The sequence below is a fragment of the Chlamydiales bacterium genome (assembly GCA_041395025.1).
Lineage (GTDB): Bacteria > Chlamydiota > Chlamydiia > Chlamydiales > JAAKFR01 > JAJACP01.
On the sequence record JAWLBH010000001.1, the window covers coordinates 1,290,357 to 1,303,166 of the forward strand.

The 12,810-nt window shown below is 34.8% G+C and carries 16 protein-coding genes; 5 read left to right on the top strand and 11 right to left on the bottom strand.

The window, feature by feature from the left end; genetic code table 11:
* The first annotated feature begins 73 nt into the window (after positions 1-73).
* The gene (locus tag R3E91_05960; GenBank protein MEZ5315729.1) at positions 74-1,066 is read left to right on the top strand and encodes an acetyl-CoA carboxylase carboxyltransferase subunit alpha; all 993 of its coding nucleotides are present in this window, start codon (positions 74-76) and stop codon (positions 1,064-1,066) included.
* Entirely contained in the window at positions 1,029-2,951 is a 1,923-nt protein-coding gene (locus R3E91_05965) for an ABC transporter ATP-binding protein (GenBank protein MEZ5315730.1), read from the top strand. The genes R3E91_05960 and R3E91_05965 overlap by 38 nt, the downstream gene beginning before the upstream one ends.
* 211 nt (positions 2,952-3,162) lie before the next feature.
* Here R3E91_05965 and R3E91_05970 read toward each other — a convergent pair whose 3' ends face one another.
* From R3E91_05970 to R3E91_06010, 9 genes are all read right to left on the bottom strand, one after another.
* The gene (locus R3E91_05970) at positions 3,163-4,095 is read right to left on the bottom strand and encodes a hypothetical protein (protein ID MEZ5315731.1); all 933 of its coding nucleotides are present in this window, start codon (positions 4,093-4,095) and stop codon (positions 3,163-3,165) included.
* 163 nt (positions 4,096-4,258) lie between these two features.
* Positions 4,259-4,903 carry a hypothetical protein gene (locus tag R3E91_05975; GenBank protein ID MEZ5315732.1) on the bottom strand — a complete coding sequence of 215 codons (645 nt, stop codon included), beginning with the start codon at positions 4,901-4,903 and terminating at the stop codon, positions 4,259-4,261.
* The gene (locus tag R3E91_05980; protein ID MEZ5315733.1) at positions 4,855-5,604 is read right to left on the bottom strand and encodes an MqnA/MqnD/SBP family protein; all 750 of its coding nucleotides are present in this window, start codon (positions 5,602-5,604) and stop codon (positions 4,855-4,857) included. The genes R3E91_05975 and R3E91_05980 overlap by 49 nt, the downstream gene beginning before the upstream one ends.
* A 168-nt stretch (positions 5,605-5,772) precedes the next feature.
* Positions 5,773-6,450, bottom strand: a complete 678-nt coding sequence (locus tag R3E91_05985) for a DUF3820 family protein (protein MEZ5315734.1) — start codon at positions 6,448-6,450, stop codon at positions 5,773-5,775.
* Positions 6,451-6,588: 138 nt separating this feature from the next.
* Positions 6,589-6,741, bottom strand: a complete 153-nt coding sequence (locus R3E91_05990) for a hypothetical protein (protein ID MEZ5315735.1) — start codon at positions 6,739-6,741, stop codon at positions 6,589-6,591.
* Between the two features lie 46 nt (positions 6,742-6,787).
* Entirely contained in the window at positions 6,788-7,534 is a 747-nt protein-coding gene (locus tag R3E91_05995; GenBank protein ID MEZ5315736.1) for a flagellar biosynthetic protein FliR, read from the bottom strand.
* Positions 7,515-7,805, bottom strand: a complete 291-nt coding sequence (locus R3E91_06000; protein MEZ5315737.1) for a flagellar biosynthetic protein FliQ — start codon at positions 7,803-7,805, stop codon at positions 7,515-7,517. The genes R3E91_05995 and R3E91_06000 overlap by 20 nt, the downstream gene beginning before the upstream one ends.
* Positions 7,806-7,838: 33 nt before the next feature.
* A complete protein-coding gene (gene fliP / locus R3E91_06005; GenBank protein MEZ5315738.1) occupies positions 7,839-8,462 on the bottom strand; it encodes a flagellar type III secretion system pore protein FliP in 624 nt (207 codons plus the stop codon).
* Positions 8,463-8,503: 41 nt separating this feature from the next.
* Complete coding sequence (locus R3E91_06010; protein MEZ5315739.1) at positions 8,504-8,929, bottom strand: flagellar biosynthetic protein FliO; 426 nt, start codon at positions 8,927-8,929, stop codon at positions 8,504-8,506.
* 105 nt (positions 8,930-9,034) lie between these two features.
* On the opposite strand from R3E91_06010, the gene R3E91_06015 reads away from it, so the two are divergent.
* From R3E91_06015 to R3E91_06025, 3 genes are read left to right on the top strand one after another with little or no spacing between them, the layout of a single operon-like run.
* Complete coding sequence (locus tag R3E91_06015; GenBank protein ID MEZ5315740.1) at positions 9,035-9,865, top strand: HAD family hydrolase; 831 nt, start codon at positions 9,035-9,037, stop codon at positions 9,863-9,865.
* Positions 9,866-9,888: 23 nt separating this feature from the next.
* On the top strand, positions 9,889-10,245 hold the full coding sequence (gene folB / locus R3E91_06020) for a dihydroneopterin aldolase (protein MEZ5315741.1): 357 nt from the start codon (positions 9,889-9,891) through the stop codon (positions 10,243-10,245).
* Complete coding sequence (locus R3E91_06025) at positions 10,242-10,964, top strand: SDR family NAD(P)-dependent oxidoreductase (GenBank protein ID MEZ5315742.1); 723 nt, start codon at positions 10,242-10,244, stop codon at positions 10,962-10,964. Before folB ends, R3E91_06025 begins: the two co-directional genes overlap by 4 nt.
* An 18-nt stretch (positions 10,965-10,982) precedes the next feature.
* Here R3E91_06025 and R3E91_06030 read toward each other — a convergent pair whose 3' ends face one another.
* Both R3E91_06030 and R3E91_06035 read right to left on the bottom strand, forming a co-directional pair.
* A complete protein-coding gene (locus R3E91_06030) occupies positions 10,983-11,888 on the bottom strand; it encodes an enoyl-[acyl-carrier-protein] reductase (GenBank protein MEZ5315743.1) in 906 nt (301 codons plus the stop codon).
* 93 nt (positions 11,889-11,981) lie between these two features.
* Positions 11,982-12,791 (bottom strand): RluA family pseudouridine synthase, encoded by an 810-nt coding sequence (locus tag R3E91_06035; protein ID MEZ5315744.1) that lies wholly within the window; start codon positions 12,789-12,791, stop codon positions 11,982-11,984.
* Positions 12,792-12,810: the final 19 nt, after the last annotated feature.

Sequence of the window (12,810 nt, forward strand, 5' to 3'; positions counted from 1 at the left end):
ATTTAAATAGGTAAGTTGAAAGTTAATCTTCTATATTGTATCATTTTCTTTTAAAGTTATTTAGGGACTATCGATGGATATTTTGCCTCATGAAAAACAAATTGTTGAATATGAAAGAACTATTCAACAATTTAAAGAGCAAAATCAAAAAAATTCTTTATTTTCTCAAGAAGAGATCCATAAATTTCAAAAAAAACTGAATAAGTTAAAAGAAAATATATATTCCAATCTAACTCCATGGGAACGGGTTCAAATTTGTCGTCATCCGAAGCGTCCACGTTCTACTGACTATATTCAAAATATTTGTGAAGATTTTATTGAAATTTTTGGAGATCGTCATTTTAGTGATGACCGTGCTGTAATTGGGGGGCTTGGTAAGATTAATGGACGGAAATTTATGATCATTGGTCAAGAGAAGGGAAACGATACAGAAAGTCGCCTTCATCGGAATTTTGGGATGCTTCATCCAGAAGGTTTTCGTAAAGGACTTCGTCTTGCTAGATTGGCTGAAAAATTTCATCTTCCTGTTGTTTTTCTTCTTGATACTCCTGGAGCGTACCCCGGATTAACGGCTGAGGAACGTGGACAAGGTTGGGCAATTGCCTATAATTTAAGAGAGCTTGTCCGTCTTACAACACCGGTGATTGTATTGATTGTGGGCGAAGGATGTTCAGGAGGTGCTCTTGGAATGGGAATAGGAGATGTGATTGGGATGCTTGAACATGCCTATTATTCTGTGATTTCTCCTGAAGGGTGTGCATCTATTTTATGGAAAGATGCTGGAAAAAATAGTGAGGCAGCAGCAACTCTTAAAATGCAAGCTGAGGATCTAGTGAATTTTTCTGTAATTGATCATATTATCTATGAACCGATGGGAGGTGCTCATCATGATCGAGATCAGATTTATCGAGATGTAAAAGCTTTTATTTTAGAAAAATGGGATCTACTCAAATGCTATCCTCCTGAAGTACTACTCGAAAGACGCTATCAAAAATTTCGCAAAATGGGGCAATTCCAAACGGTAAATCATGAAACTTCTTCTCAAGTCAGCTCTGCTGAATCGTAAACACTATGCACTTCTTTTAGTGACAATTTTAGCGATGTTCATGCTGACTATTGGTTCGCAAATGGAAATGTTTGCACTAGGCGTAATTACAAAAATGGGTCCCGATTTTTTTACTCTTTTTGGGACAGAAAAAGAGGGTAGACTACAGCAAGCAAATAGTGTCACTTTAGATCAAGTTGAATCGAAATGGGGAGTAATTGCTTCAACACCACGGGGCCCGATTAGTATTGATGCAGCCAATGCTTATATCAGTCATCGAGGAGGAATGACGATTGTTCAAAGGCTTGTGGCTTTTTTAGATCGACATTTTGATATTCATAGGCATCTTGTTCACTTGGCTTTTATTTTGATTTTTGTTGCTTTTTTCAAAGCCACAGCGCTTTTTTTTCATCGCTATTTGACTCAGTTGATTTCGATTCGTGTTAGTCGTGATTTACGTCAACAGTATTTTGAGCATATTCAATCACTTCCAATGAAGTTTTATCATGATTACGATATTGGCAGCCTTTCAGCTCGTGTGTCTGGTGATGCAGGAGTTGTAGCATCTGCGATTAATTCCCTTTTATTGAACTATATCCAAGCTCCTTTTGCTGTGATTTCCACTCTTTTTGCTTGTTTTTACATTTCTTGGAAGCTTTCAGTTGTTATTTTTATTGGGTTTCCAATTATTGTCCTTCCTATCATTTATATTGCGAAAAAGATTAAAGCTATTTCTAAGCAAATGCAACGAAACCAAGAAGGATTTGCAGCCGTCTTATTGGATTTTTTAAGTGGGGTGATGACCATTAAAGTGTTTGCTATGGAGTCTTTTTCTCTCAAGAAATACAAAGAACAAAATAACAAGATGGCCTATCTTGAAGAGTGTAGTGCACGTTTTGGCACAGCTGCACGTCCGTTGCTCCATACTATCTCTTCTCTTTTTTTCGCATTGGTTATCTTATTTGGACTCTATTTTTTTCACTTAGCTGCAGCAGAATTATTTGTTTTTTGCGGCCTTCTTTATGTCTTTTATGAGCCTATTAAAAAATTTGCTGAAGAAAATAATAATATTTTTCGTGGAATCGCTGCTTCTGAACGGATGTATGAAGTGCTTAATATCGATTCAGCAATTCAAGATGAGCCAGATGCAATGAATTTTATAGAACTCAAAGAGCTCATTGAATTCCGTAATGTCTCTTTTCGATATCGAGATGAATGGATTATCAAAAATGTAAGTTTTACAATTAAAAAAGGAGAAACCGTCGCTCTTTTAGGACCTACTGGAGCTGGTAAATCTACTCTTGTTAAACTCCTTCCAAGGCTCTATGACATTCAAGAAGGAGATATTTTGATTGATGGAAGATCGATCAAAAAATATACTCAAAAATCCTTAAGAGAAGGTATCGCTTTCATTCCTCAAAAACCTTTTCTTTTTTTTGATACGATTCGTGCAAATATTGCTTTTGGGCAAAACTTTACAGATCAGGAGATTCGTGCAGCTGCTCGTTCTGCTCATGCTGAAGAATTTATTGTTCAGTTACCTAATAGTTTTGATTTTCAATTAGAAGAGTCGGGGAAAAATCTGTCTGGTGGTCAACAGCAAAGAATTGCAATAGCTCGTGCTTTAGTAAAAAATGCTCCGATTCTTGTCATGGATGAAGCAACTTCTTCACTTGATGTGGTCAGTGAAGGAAGAATTCGAGATGCGATTTGTAATTTACATGGAAAATTGACACAAATTATTATTGCTCATCGGTTTTCAACGATTGAACATGCTGATAAAATTGTTTACTTAGAAAATGGCACTAAGATAGGAGAAGGATCTAAAGAAGAATTAATCAAAAATTGTCCTAGTTTTCATCGCATGTATAGCCTGTGGCATAAGCAGGGAACAGGTTTAGAATAAACTCCCCGAGAGTATTTTATTGATTTTTGACTATCAATCCTTTTCATCTTTTGCTTCATTATTTTCGTCAATCTCAGAATCATCTTTATCAACCAGATTTGTAAGATATGTTTGAAGAAGATTTTCTTCAGTTGAATGAAAGACCAGGTAATAAGTTATTCATAGTCATCGCGATAGGAAGCGAAAAAAAATAACTATTGAAAGAAAAATATTATGTCTTCTCATTAAAAGAAAAAGCAGACTGTTCTTTTAGATGTAACTTCTCCATATCTTCTTCTGCTTTTTTTAATGACTTATAGTAGCAAATTCTCGGTTGAGAATGCAGATGAATTTCATAGCCTATTAGATGATCACTGAAATCATACTTAGATATGAATCGATACTGACCCTTATCTAATAAGCCAAATGTTTTATTATACGTTGCTTGTAAAGATTGTGTTTGTTTAAAAAATTTAGGATATTTACGTTTAACATAGTGAGAAGGATAACTAGGCGTAGTCTCGTTGAATTGTGATGCAGCATTTTTATAAAGCGAGCTTTTTAGTCCTCTAGCATGGTGATCTAATTCTTTTCTATCTTTAAAACAGAAGACTTTAATCTCCTCATCTTCGCTATCTCTTTGGATTGAGAACCAATGAGTCACTTCGATACTATCAAAACGCTGCCCACTGAGTAACCAGAATTGACCTAGTCCAATTTTTAGATCGATTTCTTGTTCTTTAATATACTTCTTTAAAGATGGCAAGAGTGTTGCTATTTCTTCTCTAGACACCTGTTTTTTGTAATAACTATTCATTAAATTCAGAATCATTGCTATATCAATGATAAAGATCCCGACTCCTCCAATCAGCATGCCATAGACTCCTCCTTTTCCTAGCAAGTTAGCAAATGTATTTATAGAATTTAGTAGAGAGATTCCATGAAAGGAGAGAGCAGCAAGAGCAGAAACAATCACTGCAATCAGCGCAAATACCGCTATGACAATGAATATGATCTTTTTAATTTCATTGTGCTTTCTTTTTTTTATTGTAGAAATAATCTGTTTTTTTTGAGCCTGAGAAAGAGGTTTGACTCGATCAAAAAAAAAGGATAGTTCTTTTGCATAAGGAGGATACACAGAACTATGAGGGGGCATTTGTCTCATACTATCTCCTTGCCAAGACGCATTTTGATACTGAGATTGTTTTATGATTGTTCTATCAAGATTAGAGTGTTTTAATGATCCAGTGGGATACATATCCAAACTATAAAGTTTTTTAAAAAGCTCACCCTAAAAAAAGTCATTAAAAAATGATATGTTTTTTATCTTAACAATGGAAGGGGGATCGATCAGCATCTAATAATTTTGTTACTAATTTAAATATAGATTTAGAAATCATCATCTTATTAGTTTGAATGATTTTTTTCCCTCCTGGTGAGGCAAAGTCTGAAACAATCTTCCATATTCTACACGATATTTTAAGGGATGAGGCTGCATAAGCAATTCCATATCCCTCCATATCTACTAATTCCCAATTCTGGCGTAAATAGTTACGATGGGTTTCATGATGAATAGGAAAGTAAGATGAAACTAATCTGGCACCTTTTTTAAAAATGAAAGATTCTGAGTTATTTGTTTCTATGGTTGATTGATTGAATTGAGGATAGTGATATTTTCCAATCATTCCGATTTCAAAAATCTGACCAATAGAAAAAGTATCTTGTAAAGCTCCTGCCATTCCAAAGTTCCAGATTTCTTTAAAATCATGTGAAAAATATTTGTAAACAGCTTGTTCTGCTGCATTGATGCCTACCCCGCTAATCACAATTAATCCTTCATCGAATAGATAAGCAAGAGGGGTTCTTTGTTTTGAAGTTGTATTTTTTTCCAAACTAAATGATTTAATCTTTAGATGGCAAAGTGTTACGTATGCTTCAATCTCTGTGGCAAATATAAGTATTTTTCTAGACATATTTCTAGTAGAGTTTCAATAGCTTTAAAACCAACTTCTGATAGGTTCTCTGTTTCTTCAGTGACATAAGTCTTGATATGATTTTCAATCACATTAGGATTTTTTTCTTGGCTGTATTTCAAAATGAAGGGTTGTATTGAAAAAAAATTTCTGTGTGCATAAGCAAGAGACTGACGTAGTATTTTGATAATATTTTCCTTATCAGGACATGTATGATGAATGGCTAGACCTCCTAAAGGGAGAGGTAGTTGAAAGCGTTGATACCAGAGTTTACCAAGGTCAGTAATCTCGAAGAGCTGCATTGAAGAATAGGTGAAACAAGTTTCGTGAATCACCACACCACAATCAACACTACCATGATTGATCAAGTCTATGACTTCATGATATAAGCAAAATTTTTTTTTACTTATCATCGGTAGAAATTTTTTTATCAGCAAATGGGCTGTTGTCTCTTCGCCAGGAATAGCGATCCGTTTTTCTGATATTTCATCGATGGAAAAAGGAGTCTTTGATAGAACTTTTGGACCACAGTCGAATCCAAATGCTGATCCAATGGGGAGGAGTTGGTAGTGATCACATACATTTTTAAAACAATTAAAAGAAATTTTAATCAAAGGATAGTCTCCTCGATAAGCTAATTGATTTAAATGCTGAATATCTGCGAGAAGGACCTTAGGAGGAGGAGAGATTAATCCTTTCATCCAGCCATAAAATAAATATATATCATTAGGACACGGAGAGATGGCGATCTTTATCATGAAACTTGTTGTTCTTTGAAAAGAGTTTTAAAAGTTGTCAGATTCTTTACAAATTACATTGAAAACCATTTAAATGAAAATCTCTTCTTTTACTCAAAATAAAATAATTTTTTATAATGCATGCATTTTTTCAATTGCAGATTTTAGTTCAGTATTTTCAGGCTTATCAAATGCGCCTTGATTTTTTAGCCATTTTAAATAGGACACTGGGACTTCACTTAGAGGTTTTCCTTGATATTTTCCAAAAGGCATCGTATCGCTTTTTTTTTCCTCATCGAGTAAATCTAATACGATTTCGGGTAATAAATCATCGATCATGACAGTGAAAATCTGATAGAGAGTCATAACATCATCCAAAGCACGGTGAGCATTATTCATATTAAATCCGTAAATCTGACGTAGAAATTGCAGATTATGGCGTGGTAAGTCAGGACGGTATTTACGAGCCCATTTCAAAGAATCAACCATATCGTAATTAAGTAGTTCAATTTGATTTCGTTTAAATTCTTGAATCAGAAAATGTTTATCAAAATTCTCATTGTTATGTGCCACGAGAATAGTGTCTTCATTACAAAAGGCTAGAAATGCATTTCCTACTTCAGCAAAAGAGGGGGCTTGAGCTACCATATCATTCGTAATCCCATGGATATCAGAAGCTTCTTTAGGAATAGGGATTCCAGGATTCACAAGCTTTGAAAAGGTACGCTCTGTTGTTGGATCATAGGCCGCGATCTCGACAATACGATCTTTATCAGGCCTTATTCCAGTCGTTTCAGTATCGTAATAAATAAAATGCTTAGGAATTTTTAACTCATTGGGTTTTTAAACAATCATTCATCTTAATGCTTATCTCTGTGATTCTGCAATCACACACTATGGATAAAAAACCAATATACACTTTTAATAGGTTATTATCTTTTAATTCTATTATCTCCCTGGAATCAGTGATCGGGGTTTTTCACCTGTAACATGAGGGTTATTTGTATTAGGCAGCGTTGAAATAGAATCGTTATTTGGCATTTTATAGATACAACTAGTGAGGGTAAAAAGGATAGTAAGAGAGAGAAGACTCAGTTTCATAACAAACCTTAATTTTAGTGAGGACATTAATCAATAGAAAAGATAATCACAATGAAAAAAGAGCTTTTTTTGCAATTGCAATGATTTCATTAAATGCTCCTTGTAAAATTTGACTAAAAAATCCTCCTGTAACAGCAATGATTGTCAGTCCAACAAAGATTTGGATTGGAAATCCGTTCCAAAAGATATGTAAGAAAGGGAAAAAACGGGCCAAAATAGCAAAAGAAGAGATCAAGATTAGGAGAAAAATCATTGGAAAAAGTGCATATGAGAGGCCTTGTATAAAAAGTTTTCCAAAGGCTTCAGTGAATCCCGTGATAAGATGAAAAGAAAAAACAAAATGGCTCTCGTATAACAAACGTAGTACAACATGATGAAAGTCAAGAGAAAAGAAAATAGTGAAAACTGTGGTCATAAAAAAATAAGACATAAGAGGATACTCATTATGAGATAAAGGATTGAGAATTTCATAAGCAGAAAACCCTCCTAATGTTCCAATAATTTGTCCAGCAAAAGCAGCTGCTTGAAAGATTAGAGAGCAAAGAAAACCGATCAGATAACCGATCATCGCCTCACGCATGATTTGCATAGCTAAAAGGAGAGGATGATCTGGTATAAGTCTCGACTGAACAAAGAAGGGTGGAAAAAGAATAAGAGAAGAGGATAGGGCCAGCCCAATACGGATCCATAAAGAGATATTGTGTTTATGGAAAAAAGGAGAAAAGAGAAAAAATCCTATACTACGAGAAAATAGAAGCAAGAAAGGTAAAAATTCATTGGATATAATTGACAAGTGAGGAGACCTTATCCCATTGGTGAATCAAAAGATTGTTTGTGAACTTAGTAAGAATTTTAAGTATCCATGGAAAAAATAGTGTTAAAGCAAACGCAAGGAGAAGGATTTTTGGAACAAACGTTAAGGTCATCTCTTGGATTTGTGTAATCGACTGAATCAGTGAAATGATTAAACCAACAATCATGGCTAGAAGAAGAAAAGGGGTGCTAATTTCAATTGCTGTATAAAGCGTTTGACGTACGATGTATGTGATTTGCTCTGGTGTCATTTTAGAAATACTTATTTAAATTTGAAGGTCGATTCATTGATAGCCTCCAACAATTTGTTGTACCACAAGTCTCCATCCATCGACTACCACAAAGAAGAGGATTTTAAAAGGGAATGAGATCATGACTGGTGGAAGCATTACCATTCCCATCGACATCAATAATGAGGTAATGACCATATCAATCACAAGAAAGGGTAAAAATAGTAGAAAACCAAGCATAAAAGCAGTGCGAAGTTCAGAGAGGACAAACCCAGGAATCACGCAATACCAAGGAATTTCATCTAATTTATTATTCATTAGTTTAATACGAGCCATATCTAAGAAAAGCTCTAAATCTTTCTCACGAGTATGGTAAATCATAAATGTTCTTAAGGGAGGCCATGCCTTTTCCAGGATTTTTTCATAAGGGGTTTCTTTCTCTTGTATATAAGGAGTAATGGCTTTTTCGTAGATTTCTGTAATGACTGGATGCATGATATATCCTGTCAAAATCAAAGAGAGGCCAATAATAATTTGTGAGGAGGGAACAGATGTACTTAATGCCTGACGTAAAAATGTCAAAACAATCGAAATACGAGTAAATGATGTCATGAGAATAAATACAAAAGGGATAAGAATGAGAAAAAGAGTAGAACCAACAAGATAAGGGTTATTCACATATTTTCCAAAATTCTCGATTCGGAAAAAGATCCAATCGATTAATTATTCTTAGAGGCTAGTTTTTTTAATCTTTTTATCAAGGGTTCTTTAGTCAGGCTTTTTTCTTGACTGTATTCAGTCATTTTCTCCTCTATTTTGATATCAGGAGGTAGTTGAGTCACGAGTTGAATTCCAGCTTGTGATTCAGCAATTAATACACCTGTACCGAAAACATCAATTAAATAAAGAGAAGATTTTGAGTTTAATGCACGTCGTTCAAGAATTTTAATTCCAGTTGAACGATTAAGATGAGCAATACGCGAACGCATTAACCATTTCATGATATAAACACTCACAAAAATCAAAATGAGAATCAGTCCTAACATGGTTAACATATTTATAAACTGCCCCCAGTAATCGTAGCTTTGTCCCACAACTTCTTCAGACACTGTTTCAGTTACCAAACCTGTTCCTAAAAAAACCATCTTTTAACTCCTTATATCAAAAAAAAAAAATAAATTCATAGAATCAGTCTATCTTTCTTTTTATAAATTTTCTATCTTAGTAAAAATTTAAGATTAGGATAGATAATGCAAGAATTTAAGGGAATTATTGCCCTTGATATTGATGGAACAATTACGATTGATAAGTCTCAGATTCATGAAAAAGTGCAAGATTTTCTTAATTTTTTAATAGAAGATGGATGGCAGTTAATTTTTTTAACCGGAAGGATGTTCTCTTTTGCCTATCCAGTGTTATCAAAATTAAAAGGAGAATATTATCTTGCTGTACAAAATGGGGCTGCTCTTTATAAAATGCCTCTTATCCAACTGGTTAAAAAACATTATCTACCGATTCATCTTCTTACCAAACTTCCTAGAAATATTGTGATTGAATCAGGAAAAGAAAATGATGATCTTTGCTATTATTGTCCAATGGATTTTAGGAGAGAAGAATTAGAATTGATTCACTCTCGAATCTCTTTTTTTCCTGAAAAATGGGTTGTAGTTCATGGATTTGAGAATTTAGACATTACAGATTTTGCGGTTGGAAAATATTTTGGTGATAAAAGAAAAGTGAATGTTTTTATAAAAAAAATGAATCAATTTACAGAACTACGTACTCAACTAATACGTGATCCCTTCAAGCTAGACCAATACATCATTTTTCTCAATCATATTCAGGCATCAAAAGGAAATATACTTGCAGCTTTTCAACAATTTTATCCCTCTAACTTACCTGTGATTAGTGCAGGCAATGACTTAAATGATTTAGATATGTTACAAAGAAGCACTTTTAAGATTGTCATGCCTGATGCTCCTGAAGAGCTGAAAAATCTAGCCCATTTAATAGCTCCTCCAGTAGAAAATTTTGGAATTATTGATGCCATTAAAGAGATAATAGACAGGAATTTTTTTTAAACCCATCTTTCTATCGGTGATTTATGAATGGGATCATTAAGATTGAAGATTTTCGCATTCAATGTATCATAGGAGTGCATGCTCATGAACGCATTAATACGCAAGAACTGTCTCTTGATTTATCTATGAAAATTAATTTAACTGAAGCTACTAAAAGTGATTCAATTACTGATACTGTAGATTACCAAAAAGTGTGTATCATATGTGCGCAATTAGCCCAATCTCGGGCTTATCATTTGATTGAAACTTTTGCTTATGAGGCTCTTGAAGCAGTTTCTGCAAAATTTCCTTTGATATGGATAAAAGTATGTGTCCGCAAGAAGCAAACCCTCCCTTTTCTTTACTCTGCTGCTGTGGAATTTGAAAGGGGAAAAGAATGAAACCAATTCTTGTCACTGGTGGAGCTAAGGGTTTGGGTGCTATGCTTTGTAAGCAATTAGCAGCAAGAGGGCATGAAATCGTGATTCATTTTCATAAAAGTGAACGCGAAGCCGAGTCAACCATGAAGGTTTGTCAGAATCTAGGAGTGATGGCTGAAACCATTCAGGGGGATTTTTCTACAACATCTTCTCTAGATCTGTTTACTCAAGAATATTTAGATAGGTTTCCTTCTACAAAAGGAATTGTAAACAATGTAGGGAACTATTTAATTTCTTTACCTTCAAAAGTAGAGAAAGAGGATTGGCAATCGCTTTTTCAGACGAATTTTTTTGCACCAGTTTCTCTGATTCAAAGCATTTTACCTCAATTAAAGCAAGAGAAAGGTAGGATTGTTAACTTAGGAACAAGTGGTCTTTTGCCTATGAAAGCATTTTTAAATATTACAGCTTATGCGATCACAAAATCAGCACTTTGGTTATATACACGCTCGCTTGCAAAAGAGTTAGCCAACGATCACATCACTGTGAATATGGTTTCGCCTGGTTTTTTGGAAACAGCAATTGATTTAGATAAAAATTCAAAATTCGTCCCTATTTTACCTATGGGAAGACCTGCTAAATTGGAAGAGGTAGCTTCAGTTGTAACTTTTTTTTTCGAACCTGAAAATCAATATATCACAGGACAAAATATAGAAGTCGCTGGTGGCTTTGGATTATAAAACTAGTATTGGGAAAGATCATAAGGATTTTTCAGTAGAGAGCATCTCTGGTCCAACTCCCATAACATGCATCCCGTTATCGACATACAGAGTTACCCCAGTGATTGCACTAGCCAAATTTGAAAGAAGAAAAGCAGCAACATTTCCAACTTCCATTGCATCCATGGGTTTTGGAAGAGGTGCTCCTTTTTTTGTATAGTCGATCATTTGTTCAATAAATCCAATTGCTTTAGCAGCTCGACTAGCTAGAGCGCCTGCAGAAATCGTATTTACACGAAGCCCCCATTTACGACCAGCTTCCCATGCTAAAGTACGAGTATCACTTTCAAGGGCAGCTTTTGCGGAACTCATCCCTCCACCATAACCAGGAATAGTGCGTTCAGAAGCAAGGTAAGTAAGAGATAGGGTGGCTCCTCCTCGATTCATTAGAGGACCAAAATGGGCAAGTAGACTCACAAAAGAATAGGCTGATGAGCTCATTGCTGCTAGATAGCCTTGACGACTGGTTTCAAGCAAAGGTTTTTTAATTTCAGGACCATTTGCAAGAGCATGAACTAAAAAATCAATATTCCCAAAATCTTCTTTGATCTTTTCAGCAGTTTCAGAAATCGTATAACCGATTGTATTTTTATAGCGTTTGTTATTTCTAATATCTTCAGGTATGTCTTCTTGTCTATCAAAGCTTGCATCAAGAGGATAAATTTTTTTAAATTCCATGAGTGATCCGTCATGCAAACGACGAGATTCGTCAAATTTTCCTGAGGTCATTCCATTTGTAAAAATATTTAAAATAGGTGTCCAAGTTCCAACAAGAATTTGAGCGCCAGCTTCAGCAAGAGCTTTGGCAATTGCCCACCCAAATCCCTGATTATCGCCAATTCCAGCAACAAATGCTTTTTTCCCACTTAGATCAATTTTTAACATCTTATTCACCTAATGAAATTAAAAAGGGCTATTTATAACTAATCAAGATAGATTCCTCAAGAAAAATGGTTGAATAGTCATCAAATCAAAAGATCAGTGATCAAAATTATCAATCAATTTTTTCTTCCATCGAATCAAATCATTTGGAAAAGGAGCAGATACTTCATAAGGTCCGAAGGCAAGCTTAGATGCATGTAAAAGTGGTCGGAAGAGCCCGGGTATTCCTTTTTTATTGCCATATTCACGATCTCCAATGACAGGAGATCCTAGCATTTTCATATGGAGACGAATTTGGTGAGTGCGTCCTGTAATAGGATGACAGCAGATATAGGAATACTGTCGATTTGACTCCACACATTCCCATTCGGTTGCTGAAAAAACTCCATTCTTAGACATCCCCCATTTTACTGCGCCATCACGTGTTTGTATTTTCTTCATTTTCCCCTTAAAAATCCCCTTTTGATCCACAGGGACACCTGACACTAAAAGATGATAAGTTTTTTTGATTTTTCTTTCTCGGAAAAGGTTTTCATAGGGTATTGGATGATTTTTAGAAAACAAAATTACACCAGTTGTATCACGATCTAGACGGTGAACAAGATTGAGTTTTAATATCTGCGCGAGATCTGAAGAAGAGATAAAGGCAGGTTTGTTATAAAAAAGAATAGAATCATCTTCAAAAAGAATACGTTGTTGATCTTTAACAAAGATAGGGTGTTTTTCTGGCCAAACTAGGATTTCGTCTCCTTTTTTCAGATAAGTAGAACAAAAACGTTCAGTATTCCCATTAACGAAGCATCTACCATGCTCAATAGACCAACGTAGATCTTTTGTTGAAAAATCACAGTGATTTTTTATAAAAGTAAGAAGACGAGTAGAACCCAAAACCTTTAATTTCTTCATGATTAATAGAACATTTTAT